Annotated in this window: 21 protein-coding genes; 17 read left to right on the top strand and 4 right to left on the bottom strand. The window is 44.8% G+C overall.

Annotated features, from left to right (window positions below):
• Positions 1-3: 3 nt before the first annotated feature.
• The 7 genes from NL643_RS21220 to rplI all read left to right on the top strand — a co-directional run bounded on the left by NL643_RS21220 (position 4) and on the right by rplI (position 4,864).
• Positions 4-1,518, top strand: coding sequence for an SPOR domain-containing protein (locus tag NL643_RS21220; protein ID WP_253645124.1), 1,515 nt, complete (start codon positions 4-6; stop codon positions 1,516-1,518).
• A gap of 69 nt (positions 1,519-1,587) precedes the next feature.
• Positions 1,588-2,427 (top strand): Dam family site-specific DNA-(adenine-N6)-methyltransferase, encoded by an 840-nt coding sequence (locus tag NL643_RS21215; RefSeq protein WP_005395710.1) that lies wholly within the window; start codon positions 1,588-1,590, stop codon positions 2,425-2,427.
• A gap of 92 nt (positions 2,428-2,519) precedes the next feature.
• On the top strand, positions 2,520-3,191 hold the full coding sequence (gene rpe, locus NL643_RS21210; protein ID WP_005395709.1) for a ribulose-phosphate 3-epimerase: 672 nt from the start codon (positions 2,520-2,522) through the stop codon (positions 3,189-3,191).
• 242 nt (positions 3,192-3,433) lie between these two features.
• Positions 3,434-3,823 (top strand): 30S ribosomal protein S6, encoded by a 390-nt coding sequence (gene rpsF, locus NL643_RS21205; protein WP_005381299.1) that lies wholly within the window; start codon positions 3,434-3,436, stop codon positions 3,821-3,823.
• Positions 3,824-3,831: 8 nt separating this feature from the next.
• A complete protein-coding gene (gene priB, locus NL643_RS21200; protein WP_005381298.1) occupies positions 3,832-4,134 on the top strand; it encodes a primosomal replication protein N in 303 nt (100 codons plus the stop codon).
• Positions 4,135-4,150: 16 nt separating this feature from the next.
• Positions 4,151-4,378 (top strand): 30S ribosomal protein S18, encoded by a 228-nt coding sequence (gene rpsR / locus NL643_RS21195; protein ID WP_000090472.1) that lies wholly within the window; start codon positions 4,151-4,153, stop codon positions 4,376-4,378.
• 33 nt (positions 4,379-4,411) lie between these two features.
• Positions 4,412-4,864 carry a 50S ribosomal protein L9 gene (rplI, locus tag NL643_RS21190; protein WP_005381278.1) on the top strand — a complete coding sequence of 151 codons (453 nt, stop codon included), beginning with the start codon at positions 4,412-4,414 and terminating at the stop codon, positions 4,862-4,864.
• Positions 4,865-4,941: 77 nt separating this feature from the next.
• Here the strand turns inward: rplI and NL643_RS21185 are convergent, their stop codons facing one another.
• Entirely contained in the window at positions 4,942-5,706 is a 765-nt protein-coding gene (locus NL643_RS21185; protein WP_006743223.1) for a DUF481 domain-containing protein, read from the bottom strand.
• A 221-nt stretch (positions 5,707-5,927) separates the two neighbouring features.
• Here NL643_RS21185 and NL643_RS21180 point away from each other — a divergent pair, with 221 nt between their 5' ends.
• On the top strand, positions 5,928-7,328 hold the full coding sequence (locus NL643_RS21180; RefSeq protein WP_005395704.1) for a replicative DNA helicase: 1,401 nt from the start codon (positions 5,928-5,930) through the stop codon (positions 7,326-7,328).
• 13 nt (positions 7,329-7,341) lie between these two features.
• Positions 7,342-8,418, top strand: a complete 1,077-nt coding sequence (gene alr, locus NL643_RS21175; RefSeq protein ID WP_041853013.1) for an alanine racemase — start codon at positions 7,342-7,344, stop codon at positions 8,416-8,418.
• A 38-nt stretch (positions 8,419-8,456) separates the two neighbouring features.
• On the opposite strand, the gene NL643_RS21170 is transcribed toward alr, so the two are convergent.
• Positions 8,457-8,876 carry a secondary thiamine-phosphate synthase enzyme YjbQ gene (locus tag NL643_RS21170; RefSeq protein ID WP_046874640.1) on the bottom strand — a complete coding sequence of 140 codons (420 nt, stop codon included), beginning with the start codon at positions 8,874-8,876 and terminating at the stop codon, positions 8,457-8,459.
• Between the two features lie 306 nt (positions 8,877-9,182).
• On the opposite strand from NL643_RS21170, the gene pgi reads away from it, so the two are divergent.
• Complete coding sequence (gene pgi / locus NL643_RS21165; protein ID WP_053807699.1) at positions 9,183-10,835, top strand: glucose-6-phosphate isomerase; 1,653 nt, start codon at positions 9,183-9,185, stop codon at positions 10,833-10,835.
• A gap of 105 nt (positions 10,836-10,940) precedes the next feature.
• On the opposite strand, the gene NL643_RS21160 is transcribed toward pgi, so the two are convergent.
• Together NL643_RS21160 and zur are read right to left on the bottom strand one after the other, a co-directional pair.
• Positions 10,941-11,402 (bottom strand): chemotaxis protein CheX, encoded by a 462-nt coding sequence (locus NL643_RS21160; RefSeq protein ID WP_005381269.1) that lies wholly within the window; start codon positions 11,400-11,402, stop codon positions 10,941-10,943.
• A 9-nt stretch (positions 11,403-11,411) separates the two neighbouring features.
• Positions 11,412-11,876: a zinc uptake transcriptional repressor Zur gene (zur, locus tag NL643_RS21155; protein ID WP_005381268.1), complete on the bottom strand. Its 465-nt coding sequence runs from the start codon at positions 11,874-11,876 to the stop codon at positions 11,412-11,414.
• 321 nt (positions 11,877-12,197) lie between these two features.
• Between zur and dusA the strand changes: the two genes are divergently transcribed.
• The 7 genes from dusA (at position 12,198) to NL643_RS21120 (ending at position 19,200) form a co-directional block, all read left to right on the top strand.
• Positions 12,198-13,178 carry a tRNA dihydrouridine(20/20a) synthase DusA gene (gene dusA / locus NL643_RS21150; RefSeq protein WP_046874642.1) on the top strand — a complete coding sequence of 327 codons (981 nt, stop codon included), beginning with the start codon at positions 12,198-12,200 and terminating at the stop codon, positions 13,176-13,178.
• 163 nt (positions 13,179-13,341) lie between these two features.
• Positions 13,342-13,557, top strand: coding sequence for an envelope stress response protein PspG (gene pspG, locus NL643_RS21145; RefSeq protein WP_005398086.1), 216 nt, complete (start codon positions 13,342-13,344; stop codon positions 13,555-13,557).
• Positions 13,558-13,655: 98 nt separating this feature from the next.
• Positions 13,656-14,315 (top strand): TIGR04219 family outer membrane beta-barrel protein, encoded by a 660-nt coding sequence (locus tag NL643_RS21140; RefSeq protein ID WP_104971004.1) that lies wholly within the window; start codon positions 13,656-13,658, stop codon positions 14,313-14,315.
• Between the two features lie 157 nt (positions 14,316-14,472).
• Positions 14,473-14,703, top strand: a complete 231-nt coding sequence (locus NL643_RS21135; RefSeq protein WP_005455817.1) for a hypothetical protein — start codon at positions 14,473-14,475, stop codon at positions 14,701-14,703.
• Between the two features lie 117 nt (positions 14,704-14,820).
• Positions 14,821-16,692 (top strand): assimilatory sulfite reductase (NADPH) flavoprotein subunit, encoded by a 1,872-nt coding sequence (locus tag NL643_RS21130; protein WP_048626709.1) that lies wholly within the window; start codon positions 14,821-14,823, stop codon positions 16,690-16,692.
• Entirely contained in the window at positions 16,692-18,428 is a 1,737-nt protein-coding gene (gene cysI, locus NL643_RS21125; protein ID WP_253645123.1) for an assimilatory sulfite reductase (NADPH) hemoprotein subunit, read from the top strand. Before NL643_RS21130 ends, cysI begins: the two co-directional genes overlap by 1 nt.
• Positions 18,421-19,200, top strand: coding sequence for a phosphoadenylyl-sulfate reductase (locus NL643_RS21120; protein WP_253645122.1), 780 nt, complete (start codon positions 18,421-18,423; stop codon positions 19,198-19,200). The genes cysI and NL643_RS21120 overlap by 8 nt, the downstream gene beginning before the upstream one ends.
• Positions 19,201-19,719: the final 519 nt, after the last annotated feature.

Genomic DNA, 19,719 nt, shown 5'->3' with positions numbered 1-19,719 from the left:
TAGATGAGTGTTGCTCACGTTCTGGAATTAGATTCTCAAATCGAGTTGCTTGATAGGTTAGGATTGCTGACTAATTTTGGTTCCAACTTCATTGCGATTAATGGTCATGATGGTTATGGAAAATCTTGGTTAGCGCAGCGATACCTTGAAGTGGGTGCCAGTAACAAGAATCAATGTTTGTTACTTTGTCATTCTAATCAAGATGATGTGCAGCGCCGCATCCTTATTTTGAGTCAACTGGTTTCGGACGCATTGTTTAATCAGCAAGAGCCTTTACTTGATAGCCTCGAAAGACTATTAGGTGATGAGCCTTGTGATATCGCGATTGTGGTTGATGATGCGCATTTATTAAGTGAGACGCTCGTTTCTGAGCTTTGGATGCTGGTTTTAGAGGCGCATCATAAGCCGAATTGGACCATCAATGTCTTATTATTTACGCAGTCTGGGCGCTTAGAAGGATTGCTGTCACGTCTCAGTTACGGACAAGAGATAAAGCCTGTTGAGCTTGATATTGATATGTTGTCCGAAGTGGAAGCCCGTCGTTTCTTTGAATCACTTGTTGCGCGCTATGTTGATGATGAGGCGGAGAAGCGGGTTCGAGATGCATTTAAAAAAGTTGACCCAGTACCGGGTGACATCATGGCGTTAGGAGAGATGAAAGTGGAAAAAAGGATCATTATCCGCTCGATTGTCGGTTCACCGCTGAATATTGCGTTAGTGGTATTAGCATTACTGTTGCTTGCTGCTGGTGGCTATTGGTGGATGTATAATCAACCAAGCCCTGATGATAAAGCGCAGCAAATTGCTGGTAGTTTAGAGCAAACGGCTATTCCAACTTTTGAAGATTCAGGAATCAGTGCTGCGCAGTCTTCACTACAATCTGTGACTGATGACACTAGCAGTGGTCTTGATGGCTCTGGCGCGATTGATGATTCTGATTCATTACCGCCAGCAGTAACGGAAGAAGTGGCGAGCGTTGGCAGTGATGACAATCAACAGAGAGTGGTGATTGAGTCGAATGTGGTCGATGCATTGCTTGAAGGTAAAGCTGATTCAGCAGACACAAAAGCGATTGATGATATCGTAGGTACTGATAAAGCAGAAACTGCTGATGAAACTGACTCTCCTTTGATTAAAGTCGTAAAACCAAATCAAGGTATGACGCAAACTTCTGCTCAGTCAGGAGAAGACGGTGCGAAGCAGTCTGTGGTTAAGTTTTCATTTGCTCGCGAAGAATTAAAAGCACTATCACCAAGAGCTTATACACTGCAGCTTGCTGCTATGACGTCAATGGACGATGTACAAGCCTTCCTCGATGAGCATCAGCTGAATAATCAAGTACGAATTTATCCTACCGTTCGCAATGACACCGAGTGGTATATCATCACATACCAAGATTATCCGACAATTCAAATGGCTCGCGATGCCGTTGCAAGCTTGCCTGATTCGGTTAAGTCGGTGAGTCCTTGGGCAAAATCACTCCGTCAGGTTCATCGCGAAATTGATCGCGTGAAATAAACCTGAGCTTCGCTGAAAAATATGTTACATTCCGCAGCCTTAATTTTTGGTCGATAGATAGAGCAGTAGATGAAAAAGCAACGAGCCTTTCTTAAATGGGCAGGAGGAAAATACGGACTGGTTGAAGACATCCAACGTCATTTACCGCCGGCTCGAAAGCTAGTTGAACCTTTTGTTGGCGCGGGCTCAGTTTTTCTGAATACCGACTATGACCATTACCTACTGGCAGATATCAATCCAGATCTGATCAATCTGTACAACCTACTGAAAGAACGCCCTGAAGAGTACATCTCTGAAGCGAAGCGTTGGTTTGTTGCCGAGAATAACCGTAAAGAAGCCTACTTACACATTCGCGCTGAGTTTAATAAAACCGATGACGTGATGTACCGCTCTTTAGCGTTTTTGTACATGAACCGCTTTGGTTTTAATGGTCTATGCCGTTACAACAAAAAAGGCGGTTTTAACGTTCCGTTCGGTTCATATAAAAAGCCTTACTTCCCAGAGGCGGAATTGGAGTTTTTTGCCGAAAAAGCCAAGAAAGCCACGTTCGTTTGTGAAGGTTATCCAGAAACTTTTCGCCGAGCACGTAAGGGGAGTGTGGTGTATTGCGATCCTCCTTATGCACCGCTTTCAAACACGGCAAATTTCACCTCATACGCAGGTAATGGTTTCACGTTGGATGACCAGGCTGCATTAGCCGACATTGCTGAAAGAACGGCGACTGAGCGTGGTATTCCGGTTCTGATTTCTAACCACGACACTACGTTGACGCGTCGGTTGTATCACGGTGCAGATCTCAATGTAGTAAAAGTAAAGCGCACCATTAGCCGCAATGGCAGTGGTCGTAATAAAGTCGATGAGCTGCTTGCGCTTTTTCATGCCCCTGAGATGGATCAACCAAGCTCTTAGTTCTCACACTATTAAATCTAAATAGTGGATCTCCCCACTGGCTTCGGTAGAATTGCGCGCAGATTGTTTGCTCATTACTACTGAGGTCAGGTATGAAAGATTTTCTTATTGCTCCATCCATTTTATCGGCAGATTTTGCTCGTCTCGGTGAAGATGTCGAGAAAGTACTCGCAGCGGGTGCGGATGTGGTACATTTCGACGTTATGGATAACCACTATGTACCAAACCTGACTTTTGGTGCACCTGTGTGTAAAGCACTACGCGATTACGGCATCACAGCGCCAATCGATGTTCACCTAATGGTGAAACCGGTTGACCGCATTATTCCTGATTTCGCAAAAGCGGGTGCGTCGATGATTACATTCCATGTGGAAGCTTCTGATCATGTAGACCGAACACTCCAGTTAATTAAAGAGCACGGCTGTCAGGCTGGTGTGGTACTAAATCCAGCAACGCCACTTGCGAGCCTTGAGTTCATCATGGACAAAGTCGACATGATTCTACTGATGTCGGTTAACCCTGGCTTTGGTGGTCAATCATTCATTCCTCACACGCTAGATAAACTGCGTGCAGTTCGTAAGATGATCGATGAGTCTGGTCGCGATATCCGTTTAGAAATTGATGGCGGTGTGAAGGTTGACAACATTCGTGAAATCGCAGAAGCGGGCGCAGACATGTTTGTTGCAGGCTCGGCGATTTTCGGTCAGCCAGATTACAAACAAGTGATCGACCAAATGCGCACGGAACTGGCTGAAGTAAAATAAGTCCCGATATACGCGCGATAATGCCCTGATTTTAAAGGCTGTCACTTTATTGGCAGCCTTTGTTATTTCTAGCGTTGGATGAAATAAAATATCCCCTGCGTTGAGCAAATAATCACTTGCCTATTTTGCGCCCTTTCTGTACTATTCGTGCTCCTTAAACTCAGTCAATTATCTTTAGTTCCTTGCTTCCTCTGGACGACTGAGCCATTTGTGGAAGCTGAATAATCCGTAAGGAGCAACCAATGCGTCATTACGAAATCGTATTCATGGTGCACCCAGATCAAAGCGAGCAAGTTGCTGGCATGATCGAGCGTTACACTGGTTCAATCACTGAAGCTGGCGGTAAAATCCACCGTCTAGAAGACTGGGGCCGTCGTCAACTGGCTTACCCAATCAACAAGCTTCACAAAGCTCACTACGTTCTAATGAACGTTGAAGCTGACCAAGCTGTAATTGATGAGCTAGAAACTGCTTTCCGTTTCAACGATGCAGTTCTACGTAACATGATCATGCGTACTAAAGCAGCGATCACTGAGCAATCTATCATGCTTAAGCAAAAAGAAGAGCGTGCTCCACGTCGTGAAGAGCGTTCTGAAGCTAAGCCTGAAGCTAAGTCAGAAGCTGCTGAGTAAGTTTTCTTATGGCCAATCGAATGGAGCTGAGCGGCACCATTGCCAAACCGCCCATTCGTAGTAAAAGCCCTGGTGGCATTGAACACTGTCGGTTTTGGCTGGAGCATCGCTCTACTATTATCGAAGCTGACTTACCTCGACAAGTTTATTGTCGTATGCCGGTAGTCGTCAGCGGGCTTGGGTCACAAGCACTAACTCAGAATTTAGTTCAAGGCAGTAACATTAAGGTAAGTGGTTTTGTCACTTATCAAACCGGCCGAAATGGCGTGGGAAAATTAGTGTTACACGCCGACAACATTACTCAAATTTAAGATCAGGAGATAGCCCATGGCTCGTTTCTTCCGTCGTCGTAAATTCTGCCGTTTCACTGCAGAAGGCGTACAAGAGATTGATTACAAAGACGTAGCAACTCTTAAAAACTACATCACTGAAGCTGGTAAAATCGTACCTAGCCGTATCACTGGTACAAGCGCTAAGTACCAGCGTCAACTAGCACGTGCTATCAAGCGTTCACGCTACCTAGCTCTACTACCGTACACTGACAAGCATCAGTAATCGGTTCATTTTATTAAGAAAGAGGATTAAGCAATGCAAGTTATTCTACTTGATAAAATTGGTAACCTAGGTGGTCTTGGCGATACTGCAAACGTTAAATCTGGCTATGCTCGTAACTTCCTTATCCCACAAGGTAAAGCAGTTATGGCAACTAAAGCTAACGTTGAAATGTTTGAAGCTCGTCGTGCTGAACTAGAAGCTAAAGTTGCTGAGCAACTAGCTGCTGCAGAAGCTCGCGCAGAGAAAGTTAACGCTCTAGAAGCGGTAGTTATCGCTTCTAAAGCTGGTGACGAAGGCAAACTATTCGGTTCTATCGGTACTCGTGACATCGCTGACGCTATCACAGCTGCAGGCGTTGAAGTTGCTAAGAGCGAAGTTCGCCTTCCTGAAGGTGCTCTACGTACAACTGGTGAGTTCGAGATCAGCGTTCAACTTCACTCTGAAGTTTTCGCAACTGTGAACCTACAAGTTGTTGCTGCTGAGTAATTCAGTATCAAGACGAAATACTAAAAAGCACCTCCTCGGAGGTGCTTTTTTTATTTCTAAAACTGAGAGAAAAAGGGTTAAAAAGCGAAAAGTAAATTAACGGAAAATACGCTGTCCGCTTTGCTTAAGCCTTCAGGCACTTTATCGTGATACTGACGAGAGTGTGCCAGTTTCAGTGCAATATCTTCAGTAATATCATTGGTCACGCTGAGTTCACTATCGGCCCGAGTGTTACTTTTACCTGTTACCAACGTAATATCAGCCGCGAAACTCAAATTATCTAGTGCGTGCCAAGTCGTATTGATATTCCCTCGAAAAATGCCTTCTCGAACGATATCGGGAAAGACAATGTCGTCATCATCTATCTCATCTAAATTTGGTTCTTGATAACGAAAACCAGGACCGACTTCTACCTCTAAAATGAAGTTTTCAGTGTAGGAAAACTGGTAACCCAAACCGCCTGATAGGGTGTAGTCTTTAAAATAGGCACTGTAACGAGAATCCACCCCTTTAAAGCTGCCATACAAATACGTTTTAGGGCCTAACTTGTAGTCACTCTGTAGGGCGTAGGTGGATGAGCGTTTGTCTTCTTCACCGTCTTTGTACAAGTTGTAGTACTTCCATTCACCATTAGAACGGTGTCGACCTGACGTATATTCAGCACTCAAACGAGCATTCAGGGAACGAGAGTCCGTGTTACCTGTGTGAGCTTGATAGCCGAACTCCACCTCAGTTTTTAATGGGTCGGGCACATCAATATTTTGCTCTGGCTGTACTGATTCGTCAGCATACGATGCACTAGCGCATAGTAAGCTAAAGCTAAGTAACCAGTATCGGGACACATCAACCTCGAACGTAATTAAAAAGGAGGGGCATGATACTGATACAGATATTTTGTTGGGTCAATGGTAGGTTAATTTTTATTAGAGCTGGGCGGAAGAACCAGGCTATTACTTGTGCGGTTCGCATGTGGATTTCTTAACAAGTAATTGTCGCTTCGGGGAAGCATCTCAGTTAGGTTAAGGTTATAATCGTGGGTCAATAGTAGTTATCGAGCAAAGTCATGGCGGAAAACAGAAATCGCAAACCTTCAGACAGTCAGGTCGACGCAATCAAAGTGCCACCTCACTCACTAGAAGCCGAGCAATCAGTAATTGGTGGTCTCTTACTGGACAATGAACGTTGGGACACCGTTGCCGAACGTGTTGTAAGCAGTGATTTCTATAGTCGTCCGCATCGCCTAATTTTTGAAGGTGTAAAAACCATTCTTGAAGCGGGCAAGCCTCTCGATCTTATTACTTTATCGGAATACCTGGAGCGTCACGAGCAATTAGAAGATGTGGGCGGTTTTGCTTACCTTGCAGATTTGGCGAAAAACACGCCAAGCGCCGCTAACATTAATGCGTACGCTGATATTGTTGCCGAACGTGCGATTGTCCGTGGTTTGATCGGTGTCGCGAATGAGATTGCGGATGCGGGTTACGATCCTCAAGGTCGAAGTTCGGAAGATCTGATTGATATGGCGGAGAGTAAAGTTTTCGCCATCGCTGAGTCACGAACCAGTGAAAACGAAGGGCCACAAAATGTTGATAACATCCTCGAAAAGACGTTAGAACGTATCGAGTTGTTATATAAAACGCCGCAAGATGGTGTAACGGGTGTCGACACAGGTTTCACTGACCTCAATAAGAAAACCGCAGGTTTGCAAGGTTCTGATTTGGTGATTGTCGCGGCGCGTCCATCGATGGGTAAAACGACCTTTGCGATGAACTTGTGTGAAAATGCGGCCATGCAACAAGAGAAGCCTGTGCTTATTTTCTCGCTAGAGATGCCAGCCGAGCAGTTGATGATGCGTATGTTGGCCTCTTTGTCTCGCGTTGACCAAACCAAGATCCGTACGGGTCAGTTGGATGACGAAGACTGGGCGCGTATTTCTTCTACTATGGGTATCTTGATGCAGAAGAAAAACATGTACATTGATGACAGCTCCGGTCTAACTCCGACCGAAGTGCGTTCACGCGCTCGCCGTATCGCACGTGAACATGGCGGTCTGTCGATGATCATGGTCGACTACCTTCAGCTTATGCGCGTGCCTGCACTCTCTGATAACCGTACGCTGGAAATTGCGGAGATTTCACGCTCTCTGAAAGCGTTGGCAAAAGAGCTGAATGTGCCCGTCGTGGCGCTGTCTCAGCTTAACCGTTCCCTAGAGCAACGTTCAGATAAACGCCCAGTAAACTCGGACTTGCGTGAGTCGGGCTCTATCGAGCAGGATGCCGACTTGATCATGTTCATCTACCGTGACGAGGTGTATCACCCAGATAGCCCATACAAAGGTACGGCAGAAATCATCATTGGTAAGCAACGTAACGGCCCTATCGGCTCTGTACGTCTCACCTTCCAAGGTCAACACTCGCGCTTTGACAACTACGCGGGTCCTGCATTCGATATTGATGATGAGTAACCCCATGAGCTATATGAAAGCGGCCAAGGCGTGCATTGATTTGTCTGCGTTGCAGCACAACTTACAGCGCGTGAAAGCGCAAGCGCCCCAAAGTAAAGTGATGGCTGTAGTGAAGGCCAATGGCTATGGTCACGGATTACGTCACGTTGCAAAACATGCCAACCATGCGGATGCCTTTGGTGTTGCGCGCATTGAAGAAGCGTTGCAACTGCGCGCTTGTGGCGTGGTAAAGCCGATTCTATTGCTAGAAGGTTTTTACTCTCCAGGTGACTTACCTGTTCTTGTGACGAACAACATCCAAACCGTGGTGCATTGTGAAGAGCAGCTTATCGCTTTGGAGCAAGCCGACCTTGAAACTCCGGTTGTCGTGTGGCTTAAGATTGACAGTGGGATGCACCGTCTTGGCGTTCGCCCTGAGCAATATGATGAGTTTGTCACGCGGTTGAAAGAGTGTCCAAACGTAGCCAAGCCGTTACGTTACATGAGTCACTTTGGTTGTGCAGATGAGCTGGATAGCCATATCACTCCCCAACAGATTGAGCTGTTTAAGTCGTTGACCTCTGGTTGTCAGGGGGAGCGTTCACTTGCGGCATCTGCGGGGTTGTTGGCATGGCCTCAAAGCCATTTGGATTGGGTTCGTCCGGGTATCATCATGTATGGTGTATCGCCATTTGATGACAAGACCGCACAAGATCTGGGGTATCAACCCGTGATGACACTTAAATCCCATCTTATTGCGGTACGTGAAGTTAAGAAGGGCGAAAGTGTTGGCTACGGCGGTATGTGGACCAGTAAGCGAGATACAAAAGTCGGTGTCATCGCAGTAGGGTATGGCGACGGTTACCCAAGAAGTGCCCCGAACGGCACTCCGGTTTGGGTAAATGGTCGTAAAGTACCTATCGCAGGTCGAGTCTCTATGGATATGCTGACGGTCGATTTGGGACCAGATGCAACGGATAAAGTCAGCGACGAAGCGATTCTTTGGGGGAAAGAGCTCCCAGTAGAAGAAGTGGCGGGTCACATTGGTACCATTGCGTATGAACTCGTGACTAAGCTAACGCCTCGCGTCGAGATGGAGTACTCAAAATAAACAGCGAAAGGCTAACCTAAGGTTAGCCTTTGTTTTATCTACTCACCGTTAATCGTAGCAATAACGCGGCGGCCGCCGCCAAAGTCTCGGTGCTCACCCAAGTAAATGCCCTGCCATGTTCCTAAAGCTAATCGACCATTTTGGATTGGTATCGTCACACTACTGCCAAGTAGGGATGCTTTAATGTGTGCTGGCATGTCGTCATCACCTTCATAGGTGTGCTGATAATAAGGAGCACGCTCTGGCACAAACTTATTGAAGTGCGCTTCCATATCCATACGCACGGTTGGATCAGCATTCTCATTTAAGGTCAAACTGGCGGAGGTATGTTGAATAAATAGGTGTAATAAACCTACTGAAAGCTCGTTTATTTGTGGTAATTGTTGTTCAATTTCATCAGTTATTAGGTGAAAACCGCGGCTTCTCGCTTTTAATTGCAGTGTTTTTTGTGCCCACATACGTGTTCCTTTGGAAATTTATAAATTGGCGTCTATCCTATTCCAATTAGAGCCTGTCATTAGTAAGTGATATGATTCTTGTCATCGTAAATGAATTGTTCATTTTCAGGGCAGGGAACGTGACCTAACTCAATGTGAGTGTAAAATCTCTCAGTCATAATTGGCACCTGAAAAAAAATTACAAAGACTTGTTTTGTGGCAATTCGCCCAAACATCTAATTAATATTCTATTTGCTAAATCGGGGATTCCACAGTTTTCGCTAGACTGTAAGGAATGGAACCTACTGTAACATCGGGATAAAGACCATGTTGAAAAATATCAATCCAACGCAAACACAAGCTTGGAAAGCGCTAACTGCGCATTTCGAATCTGCACAAGATATGGATCTTAAAGAGTTATTTGCTCAAGACGCAGCGCGTTTCGACAAATACTCTGCACGTTTCGGCTCAGACATCCTAGTCGATTACTCAAAGAACCTCATCAATGAGGAAACTCTGAAGCACCTGTTCGCTCTTGCGAACGAGACTGAGCTGAAATCTGCAATTGAAGCGATGTTCAGTGGCGAAGCGATCAACCAAACAGAAGGTCGCGCTGTTCTTCACACTGCACTACGTAACCGCGCGAATACACCAGTAATGGTAGACGGCGAAGACGTAATGCCAGCAGTGAACGCGGTTCTAGAAAAAATGAAATCATTCACTGAACGCGTTATCGGCGGTGAGTGGAAAGGTTACACAGGTAAAGCAATTACAGATATCGTGAACATCGGTATCGGTGGTTCTGACCTTGGTCCTTACATGGTGACGGAAGCTCTAGCACCATACAAAAATCATCTAAACCTTCACTTCGTATCTAACGTTGATGGTACGCACATCGTTGAAACGTTGAAGAAAGTTAACCCAGAAACGACGCTATTCTTGATCGCGTCTAAGACGTTCACAACGCAAGAAACCATGACTAACGCGCACACTGCTCGTGATTGGTTCCTAGAGTCTGCGGGTGATCAAGCGCACGTGGCTAAGCATTTTGCTGCGCTTTCAACGAACGCGACAGCCGTGTCTGAGTTCGGTATTGATACCGCGAACATGTTCGAATTCTGGGACTGGGTTGGTGGCCGTTACTCACTATGGTCTGCAATCGGTCTATCAATCGCATTAGCGGTAGGTTACGACAACTTCGTTGAGCTGCTTGAAGGTGCTCACGAGATGGACAAGCACTTCGTATCAACGGACCTAGAAAGCAACATCCCTGTGATCCTTGCGCTTATCGGTATTTGGTACAACAACTTCCACGGTGCGGAATCAGAAGCTATCTTACCTTACGATCAGTACATGCACCGTTTCGCGGCGTACTTCCAACAAGGTAACATGGAATCAAACGGTAAATACGTTGACCGTGAAGGCAATGCTGTGACTTACCAAACGGGCCCTATTATTTGGGGTGAACCAGGTACCAACGGTCAGCACGCGTTCTACCAACTGATTCACCAAGGCACTAAGTTGATCCCATGTGACTTCATTGCACCTGCAATCAGCCACAACCCAGCTAGCGATCATCACCAAAAACTGATGTCCAACTTCTTTGCGCAAACTGAAGCACTAGCGTTTGGTAAGAGTGAAGAAACCGTGAAAGAAGAGTTGGTGAAAGCAGGTAAGAACGCTGAAGAAGTGGCCGCGATCGCGCCATTCAAAGTGTTTGAAGGTAACCGTCCAACAAACTCTATCCTAGTGAAGCAAATCACGCCTCGTACGCTAGGTAACTTGATCGCAATGTACGAACACAAAATTTTCGTACAAGGTGTTATCTGGAATATCTTCAGCTTTGACCAATGGGGTGTGGAGCTAGGTAAACAACTGGCTAACCAAATCCTACCTGAGCTTGCAGACGAGTCTCAAATCAGCTCGCATGACAGCTCAACAAATGGTCTAATCAACGCATTTAAAGCGTTCAAAGCTTAATGTTTGGTTTGAATAGATAAAGAAAAGGTCAGCAAATGCTGACCTTTTTTATTGTCTGAGGCAAAAACAAAATAGGTTGGCCAGTGCCAACCTATTTTTTCTCTTTTATTCGAAGCAAATTTCGATAAAGGCATTTCCCCATTGGGAAGAGAAAGGCATGATGATGATTGAGCCCTCACACTTGTGGCGAATCGTATGGCCTCGGCCAGAAACCACTACCGGTGTTGCCATATCAAAATCAAAACCACTTTCCGCCAGAATGCGTTTCGCACCACCAGTAACCATGTTGGTGATCTCACCCACCATATCGGTGACCTCTTCATTGAGTCCATTTGGACGCTCACCAAGCATGTTCTGCATGATTTCTAGAGCTAGCGCTTCATCAAAGGTAATCGACATTGAACCACGAGTTTGTGGACCTACCATGCCAATCAGACCAGAAACGTCACCTCGTGCGATCTCATCTTTTTTGATTCGCGGTTTTTGTGGCTTCAGCTCAAGAGAAGCCATGGTTTTTAGCACGTTCATTAAAGAAGCTAAAAACGGGTTTACAAATTCAGCGCGCATAACGTTCTTCTATACTTTTTCTTTCGTCTCGGAGGAACAGGCCTGGCATTCACCATGAGTTTCAATAACTTGGTTGGTCAGTTTGAATCCATGCTTCTCGGCGTTTTCGGCTAACAAGGATATCAGCGTCTCATCTTCGAGTTCAACGACATCACCACATTTATCGCAAATTAGTAATTGGAAAAAGTGCTGCTGAGTATTGAAAGAACAACAAGTAATAAAGCTATTTGTCGATTCCACTCGGTGGATGAAGCCTTGCTCTAGGAGAAAATCTAATGCTCGATAAACAGTGGGAGGCTTAGCCTGAGGCTCACTCTCTTTTAGTTGCTCCAATAGCTCATACGCACTTGAGGCGCGGCGATTAGAACAAATGAGTTCAAATACGCGTCGGCGTTGCGGAGTCAATCGTACTCCACGCTCTGCGCAGATACTTTCAATTTGTTCAATGATTGTTGGGTTCAAACCTTTCACCATAACTATCGGACGTGCTCTATGATAAATCATTTCTATACGAAGTTCGTTTAGAAATGCTTCATTTTACCCACTATCAGAACGAAAATCATGAATTAAAGCAAGTCGGTGGTGGTGTGAAGTCGGAATAGTCATCACAGAATGAATCAACGAGTGACGAATTCGTATTATTGCTGCATATTCCTAAGCATTTGGCTAGCCAGCCAACCAAATCATTCTCGCTGAAACTAGCACCTAGAGGTGCTTGGGTATACAATACCCGACTTATTTTTTGAGCGTACTGCTGCGCTCGACCTTGGCAACATAAAAACGGGTGTTTATATCATGACTCATTCTTGCAGGCTCTCCGTAGCACCAATGCTCGACTGGACCGATCGTCATTGTCGCTACTTCCATCGCTTAATGACCAAAGAAACCCTGCTGTACACTGAAATGGTGACGACAGGTGCGATCATTCATGGAAAAGGAGATTTCCTGGCTTACAACGAAGAAGAGCATCCGTTGGCCCTTCAGTTGGGTGGTTCAAACCCAGAAGACTTGGCAAAGTGCGCTAAACTGGCTCAAGAGCGTGGCTACGATGAGGTTAACCTCAATGTGGGTTGCCCGTCTGACCGTGTACAAAACGGTCGCTTTGGTGCTTGCCTAATGGCAGAACCACAGTTGGTTGCGGATTGTGTCGCTGCAATGAAGGACGTGGTTGATATTCCTGTGACAGTCAAGACTCGTATTGGTATTGATGATCAAGATTCTTACGAGTTCCTAACGGATTTTGTTTCTATTGTCTCAGAAAAGGGGGGCTGTGAGCAGTTCACTATCCACGCGCGTAAAGCTTGGTTAAGTGGTCTTAGTCCGAAAGAAAACCGTGAGATCCCACCATTGGATTACCCTCGAGCTTACCAATTGAAGCAAGATTTTTCTCACTTGACCATTGCTATTAACGGTGGTGTAAAGTCACTAGAAGAAGCCAAAGCACATCTTCAGCATCTTGATGGTGTGATGATTGGTCGTGAGGCTTACCAAAGCCCATATCTACTAGCATCGGTAGATCAAGAGTTATTTGGCTCTAATGCTCCAGTGAAGAAACGCAGCGAAATTGTTGAAGAGATGTATCCATACATTGAAGCGCAATTAGCGAAAGGTGCGTACCTTGGTCATATTACCCGCCACATGTTAGGTTTGTTCCAAAGCATGCCCGGTGCTCGTCAATGGCGTCGTCATATCAGTGAAAATGCGCACAAACCAGGTTCTGGTCTAGAAGTGCTGCAAGACGCGTTAGCGAAGATTCCAAAAGAATTGAATGTGTAAAATTCACCAGTGGTTGGCTAAAATTACCAACTAAAGAACAAGTAAGCCAGAGTGCAGAAATGCCTCTGGCTTTATTTTTGAATAAAAATCATTGTGTTATCGTTATCTTGGTAAGTTGGTATGGAAACTGCTCTGTTTATTAAAAACAAATGGAGAAGTGATTATGTTGGAGCTAATCTTTATTTTAGTCTTTGCGGCGACCCTATTGGTTACCGGTATCACAATGATGACCGTATTCGCAGCAACCGGTATTGCGTTAGTTGTGATGTTTTTACTGGGAATGGTCGGAGCGGTACTCAAACTATTGCCATGGTTAATCGTGATTGCATTGGGTGTTTGGTTCTTCAAGAATTACGTTGCCCAGCCCCGCTATAAATAACGAGTGACATGATTTAGTTGATAGGGAGACGTGAGAGTATGGTATATTTCCTCTCACGTCTTCAACGTGAACATCAGCTATCTCGGAGTACACACTACATGACAAATAAAGCGACCATCGCTTTAACAGCATTATCGTTGGCAGTATCTTTTCCTGTTTTTGCAGAATATTCTGTATCGACGAAAGTCGGCGCAGAGATCTGGGCTGCTGACACTAAAGTAAATGAAGTAAGACGAGATAGCAGCACAACAGGCGCATTTTACGCGGCGATTGAACATGATGTGAAATACGTTCCTAATGCGCGCCTTCGTTACTCAAGTGTTGATGCGGATTACATGGGGTTCGATAAGCTCGATTTCACCATGTACTACCAAGTTCTGGAGCATGATTTATTGCATTTTGATGCGGGTGTTACATTCAGTAATTTAAGTGACACTAAATACATTGATGCTGGCTCAAACAAGCGTATAGAAGAGTTTGATGAGCTGATTTGGGCTTGGTACGGTTACGCAGAGATTCAAGTTCCGGACACAAATTTTGATGTGATTGGTGAGATAAACTTTGGTGACAACAAAGGTATCAAAAGCACTGATTTCATGGCCGGTGTTCAATACCATGTACCGCTCGAAAAAGCTCAACTGGCTTTTCGTGGTGGTTACCGCGTGATTGATTTGGAGTCCGAGAAATTCATGTCGGATCTAGGGAAAGAGTTTATTTTTGCTAACGGCTTTTTTGTGAGTGCAGAATACGCATTCTAAATGCAGCCAGATTAGATACTCGATTTTTTTAAAACGTCGCTTTATAAGCGGCGTTTTTTTATATCACTTCATTATATCCAATCGAATTTTCTGCCTATTTTGCTGACTTAGACCATGCTTACCTAGGAGCAATGTGAAAGTTAAAGCAGGGATAGCGATGACAATAAACGAACTAAGACATCTATTCCGTGAAAACCAGCTTGTCGAAGCGATTATTGAACCTGCAATCCAAGAGGGTGGCTGGGTTGTGGAGTTCAGACATGCGCGCGGTGGTTTTGTTTTTCTGACGGACAGTCATGGTGAAGAATGTCTTTATGAAGATTTGGATGCAGCGTCAAAATCGGCAATGGCAGTAGGCTTTCAACAAGTCCGCATTGAAGATCGATGAGCAAAAAGTAAGCCGTTCTTACTTCCAAAAAGTTATAAAACATTCACTTCTATTCTTTCTTGTTATTAAGGAGAGTGGGTACTCTATCGTCACGCAATGAATAGGGATGTCGTGATAATGTCTTTTCAAAAGAATGAGTATTCTCACAAGAATGTGTCTGAAGATAATAATGGGCAAGGAGGAACTCCTCCAATCGCAAGCCCTCTGAATGACCAACAAATTAGCTCACTCCAACAAACTGTCTCTGAGTTGTCTTCACAGCAACTTGCTTGGGTCAGTGGGTATTTTTGGGGATTAGCTCAAAATCAACCAAATACAGCGGTAACGCCAATTGCACAAGCGACGGCAGCCGTATCAGCGAAGCCTGCAGGTAAGTTGAGTATTATTTTTGCTTCCCAAACTGGCAACGCTAAAGGCGTTGCTGAAGCTCTAGAACAGGAAGCAAAAGCAGAAGGAATTGCTGTCGAACTTTTTGATGCAAGTGATTACAAAGGTAAAAACTTAGCCAAAGAAACGCATGTCATTATTGTGGCATCGACGAACGGCGAAGGCGAAGCACCAGATAACGCTATAGAGCTACACGAGTTTTTGCAATCTAAGAAAGCTCCTAAGCTGTCAAACCTTCAATATGGCGTTATTGCTCTGGGTGACTCGAGCTACGAATTCTTCTGCCAAACCGGTAAAGACTTCGACGCTTACCTATCAAAGTTAGGTGCGACCCCATTTATCGATCGTCTTGATTGCGATGTGGATTATGAAGCACCAGCAGCTGAATGGCGTAAGAATGCGTTAGGTAAGGTAAAAGATACGCTTTCTTCTGGCACTGAAGCGGATGTGGTTCAACTTCCAGTGGGTCAGGCGGCGACTGCGCACTCTCCTTACAATAAACAAAACCCATACACAGCGACGTTACTGACCAGTCAAAAAATCACGGGGCGTGATTCTGGAAAGGATGTTCGTCATATAGAAATTGACTTGGAAGGTTCGGGGTTAACGTATCAGCCTGGTGATGCGCTAGGTGTGTGGTTTGAAAATAGCTCAGAACTTGCTAATGCCATTCTTGGTAAGGTCGGTTTGTCTGGGGTTGAAACCGTTGATGTTGATGGCGAAAGCTTGTCAATCCATAGTGCTCTCGTGAGTAAATATGAAATCACAACATCTAACCCACAGCTCATTACAAAGTTTGCCGAGTTATCCGGTAGCAAGAAGCTACAAAAGCTGGTTGACGATAAAGATAAACTTCGCGAGTACTCTGCAAATACTCAAATTGTTGATGTATTGGCAGAGAAGAAAACCAAGTTAACCGCAGATGAGTTGATTAGTTTGCTTCGTCGTCTTACTCCTCGCCTTTACTCTATTGCATCAAGCCAAGAAGAGGTCGATGAAGAAGTACACCTAACGGTTGCTTTGGTTGAGTACGAACAAAACGACGAAAAACGATATGGTGGTGCGTCTAGTTTCTTAGCACAGCGTCTCGAAGAGGGAGATGAAGTTAAAGTATTTGTTGAGCATAACAACAACTTCAAACTGCCGGAAGATGATAGCACCCCAATTATCATGGTGGGTCCGGGCACTGGGATCGCACCATTCCGTAGCTTTATTCAGGAACGTGAAAACCGTGATGCTGAAGGCAAAAACTGGTTGTTCTTTGGTGATCGCACGTTCACTCAAGACTTCTTGTACCAAGTGGAATGGCAAAAGTACCTCAAGTCAGGAGTACTAAGCCGATTGGATGTTGCTTTTAGTCGTGACCAAGTAGAAAAAGTTTACGTACAACATCGCATCTTAGAAAACGCAGCTCAAGTGTGGCAGTGGATCCAAGAAGGCGCTTATATCTATGTCTGCGGTGATGCCACTCGTATGGCAAAAGATGTGCACGACGCACTGGTTATCGTTGCTGAACAAGAAGGCAAGATGCCGCGTGACGATGCAGAACAATTTATTAATGACCTACGTAAAGCGAAACGTTATCAGAGGGATGTGTACTAATGACTTTTTCTACTGAAAATAACAAGCAGATTGTATTAGGCGAAGAGCTAGGGCCGCTATCTGATAACGAGCGCCTGAAGCGAGAAAGCAACCTATTACGTGGCACCATTGAGCAAGATTTACAGGACCGTATTACTGGTGGCTTTACTGCCGACAACTTCCAGTTAATTCGTTTCCACGGTATGTATCAGCAAGACGATCGTGATATCCGCAATGAACGTACAAAGCAAAAGCTAGAGCCATTGCATAACGTGATGCTTCGTGCTCGCATGCCTGGAGGCATCATCACGCCAACGCAATGGTTAGCGATCGACAAGTTCGCAACGGAGCACTCTTTATATGGAAGTATTCGTCTAACGACGCGCCAAACGTTCCAGTTTCATGGAGTATTGAAACCGAATATTAAGTTGATGCATCAAACGCTCAACAGTATTGGCATTGATTCGATTGCAACCGCGGGTGATGTAAACCGAAACGTGTTGTGTACCACTAACCCGGTCGAATCAGAACTTCATCAAGAAGCTTATGAATGGGCGAAGAAGATCAGTGAACACCTGCTTCCAAAAACACGTGCTTACGCTGAGATTTGGCTAGACGGTGAGAAAGTAGAAAGCACTGAAGAAGATGAACCTATTCTGGGTAAAAACTATTTACCGCGTAAGTTTAAAACCACAGTGGTTATCCCACCGCAAAATGACGTAGATGTACACGCTAACGATCTCAACTTCGTAGCGATTGCAGATAACGGCAAGCTGGTTGGTTTTAACGTCCTGGTCGGCGGCGGCTTAGCGATGACGCATGGCGATACGTCAACCTACCCACGCCGTGCGGACGATTTCGGTTTCATCCCACTAGAAAAAACACTTGATGTGGCGGCTGCGGTTGTCACAACTCAGCGCGACTGGGGTAACCGTTCAAACCGTAAGAACGCAAAAACCAAATACACATTGGATCGTGTAGGTAGCGATGTCTTTAAAGCGGAAGTCGAGAAACGTGCTGGTGTTAAGTTTGAGCAAAGTCGTCCATATGAGTTCACGGAACGTGGTGACCGTATTGGTTGGGTAGAAGGAATTGATGGTAAACATCACTTAGCACTTTTCATCGAAAATGGTCGTCTGCTGGACTTCCCAGGTAAACCACTTAAAACGGGTGTTGCTGAAATTGCCAAAATCCATAAAGGCGATTTCCGTATGACTGCCAACCAGAACTTAATTGTTGCGGGGGTACCTAAAAGCGAAAAAGCGAAGATCGAAAAGATCGCTCGTGAACATGGCTTGATGGATGACAATATCAGTGAGCAGCGCAAAAACTCAATGGCGTGTGTTTCCTTTCCAACGTGTCCGCTAGCGATGGCAGAGGCAGAGCGTTTCCTTCCTCAGTTTGTTACTGATGTGGAGGGGATTTTGGAAAAGCACAACCTACCAGAAAATGACAACATCATTTTGCGTGTAACTGGGTGTCCAAACGGTTGTGGTCGTGCCATGTTGGCTGAAATTGGTTTAGTTGGTAAAGCGCCAGGTCGTTACAACCTACATTTAGGTGGTAACCGTGCTGGTACTCGAGTACCAAAAATGTACAAAGAGAACATCACGGATAAGCAAATCTTAGAAGAGATTGATCTGCTGGTGGCTCGATGGTCGAAAGAGCGTGAAGAAGGCGAAGCCTTCGGCGATTTCACAATTCGTGCTGGTATTATCCAAGAAGTGCTCGTATCAAAGAGGGACTTTCATGCTTGATTCTGTAGCATCCAGGTTTGAGCTTACAGAGTTATTGACATTAACAAAGACGGAGCAAATCCTCCGTCTTGCTCAAATTAATGTCGAGCTCGAAAAGCTTTCGGCACAAGATAGAGTAAAGTGGGCTTTAGAAAATCTAGAGGGCGAGTTTGCGGTTTCTTCTAGTTTTGGTATTCAAGCCGCGGTTATGCTTCATTTAGTGACTCAAGTCAAAGCGGATATCCCCGTCATTCTAACCGATACAGGATACCTGTTTGCTGAAACCTATCAATTCATTGATGAGCTGACAGATGCTCTCAACCTAAACTTAAAAGTTTATCGAGCGAAAGAAAGTGCGAATTGGCAAGAGGCTCGATATGGAAAGTTATGGGAGCAGGGTGTAGAGGGAATTGAAAAATACAACAAGCTCAATAAAGTGGAGCCAATGCGTCGAGCGCTAAAAGAGCTTAATGTTGGAACGTGGTTCTCTGGACTGCGTCGAGAGCAAAGTAAATCTCGTGCAGGTTTACCGATTCTATCAATTCAGAACGGTGTGTTTAAATTTCTACCAGTAATTGATTGGACTAATAAAGACGTTCATTACTACTTAGAACAACACGGCCTTAAATACCACCCATTGTGGGATGAAGGTTACCTTTCAGTTGGTGATACACATACCACTCGTAAATGGGAGCCGGGAATGTCAGAGGAAGAAACTCGATTCTTTGGCTTAAAGCGAGAATGTGGCCTACACGAAGATGATGGTTCTGAACAAGATGGGTCTGGCATATAGCCATAATGCTCTTTAAATAGAGTTTAGGTTAAGTTTAATAAAGATAGCTGCAATAAAGCAGCTTTCTTTATTTATGGTACTTGAAAAACACGTCTCAAAGAACAACTCTGTGGATAAGTTGTGTGAGAGTTTGGGGTAAAGTTGAATAAATAAAGGTTTGATCGAAAACTCATCGTTTAACCATTATTTTTGCAATTTTTGAAAAATAACACTTGCCAATGTGAGCGCGATCTCTATAATGCCTCCTCGTCGACAGGGCAAGGCCTCACAAGGGTTTAAGCGAAGTTGATAAGGCTGAAAAGAAAAACGAAATAATTTGAAGAAAGTGTTTGACACAATAAATTATCTCGCTAGAATGGCCGCCTCTTCCGAAGTGATGTCAATCACAAAGAAGAGTTGCTCTTTAACAATATAGACCTATCAATCTGTGTGGGCACTCGTTGATGATAATCCAATTAGAAACTTCGGTTTCAAATTAGGTTTCAATGAAACGAAGTGACCATTGAATCTTCGGATTCA

Origin of the sequence: Vibrio sp. Y42_MX_L11 (assembly GCF_024181785.1) — a bacterium.
Taxonomy (GTDB): domain Bacteria; phylum Pseudomonadota; class Gammaproteobacteria; order Enterobacterales; family Vibrionaceae; genus Vibrio; species Vibrio diabolicus.
This window is presented reverse-complemented; position numbering and strand designations above follow the sequence as displayed.

Excerpts from the sequence above, each read along its gene's own strand:
- NL643_RS21220 (WP_253645124.1), top strand. The coding sequence starts at position 4 with ATGAGTGTTGCTCACGTTCTGGAATTAGATTCTCAAATCGAGTTGCTT.
- NL643_RS21215 (WP_005395710.1), top strand. The coding sequence starts at position 1,588 with ATGAAAAAGCAACGAGCCTTTCTTAAATGGGCAGGAGGAAAATACGGA.
- rpe (WP_005395709.1), top strand. The coding sequence starts at position 2,520 with ATGAAAGATTTTCTTATTGCTCCATCCATTTTATCGGCAGATTTTGCT.
- rpsF (WP_005381299.1), top strand. The coding sequence starts at position 3,434 with ATGCGTCATTACGAAATCGTATTCATGGTGCACCCAGATCAAAGCGAG.
- priB (WP_005381298.1), top strand. The coding sequence starts at position 3,832 with ATGGCCAATCGAATGGAGCTGAGCGGCACCATTGCCAAACCGCCCATT.
- rpsR (WP_000090472.1), top strand. The coding sequence starts at position 4,151 with ATGGCTCGTTTCTTCCGTCGTCGTAAATTCTGCCGTTTCACTGCAGAA.
- rplI (WP_005381278.1), top strand. The coding sequence starts at position 4,412 with ATGCAAGTTATTCTACTTGATAAAATTGGTAACCTAGGTGGTCTTGGC.
- NL643_RS21180 (WP_005395704.1), top strand. The coding sequence starts at position 5,928 with ATGGCGGAAAACAGAAATCGCAAACCTTCAGACAGTCAGGTCGACGCA.
- alr (WP_041853013.1), top strand. The coding sequence starts at position 7,342 with ATGAAAGCGGCCAAGGCGTGCATTGATTTGTCTGCGTTGCAGCACAAC.
- NL643_RS21170 (WP_046874640.1), bottom strand. The coding sequence starts at position 8,876 with ATGTGGGCACAAAAAACACTGCAATTAAAAGCGAGAAGCCGCGGTTTT.
- pgi (WP_053807699.1), top strand. The coding sequence starts at position 9,183 with ATGTTGAAAAATATCAATCCAACGCAAACACAAGCTTGGAAAGCGCTA.
- NL643_RS21160 (WP_005381269.1), bottom strand. The coding sequence starts at position 11,402 with ATGCGCGCTGAATTTGTAAACCCGTTTTTAGCTTCTTTAATGAACGTG.
- zur (WP_005381268.1), bottom strand. The coding sequence starts at position 11,876 with ATGGTGAAAGGTTTGAACCCAACAATCATTGAACAAATTGAAAGTATC.
- dusA (WP_046874642.1), top strand. The coding sequence starts at position 12,198 with ATGACTCATTCTTGCAGGCTCTCCGTAGCACCAATGCTCGACTGGACC.
- pspG (WP_005398086.1), top strand. The coding sequence starts at position 13,342 with ATGTTGGAGCTAATCTTTATTTTAGTCTTTGCGGCGACCCTATTGGTT.
- NL643_RS21140 (WP_104971004.1), top strand. The coding sequence starts at position 13,656 with ATGACAAATAAAGCGACCATCGCTTTAACAGCATTATCGTTGGCAGTA.
- NL643_RS21135 (WP_005455817.1), top strand. The coding sequence starts at position 14,473 with ATGACAATAAACGAACTAAGACATCTATTCCGTGAAAACCAGCTTGTC.
- NL643_RS21130 (WP_048626709.1), top strand. The coding sequence starts at position 14,821 with ATGTCTTTTCAAAAGAATGAGTATTCTCACAAGAATGTGTCTGAAGAT.
- cysI (WP_253645123.1), top strand. The coding sequence starts at position 16,692 with ATGACTTTTTCTACTGAAAATAACAAGCAGATTGTATTAGGCGAAGAG.
- NL643_RS21120 (WP_253645122.1), top strand. The coding sequence starts at position 18,421 with ATGCTTGATTCTGTAGCATCCAGGTTTGAGCTTACAGAGTTATTGACA.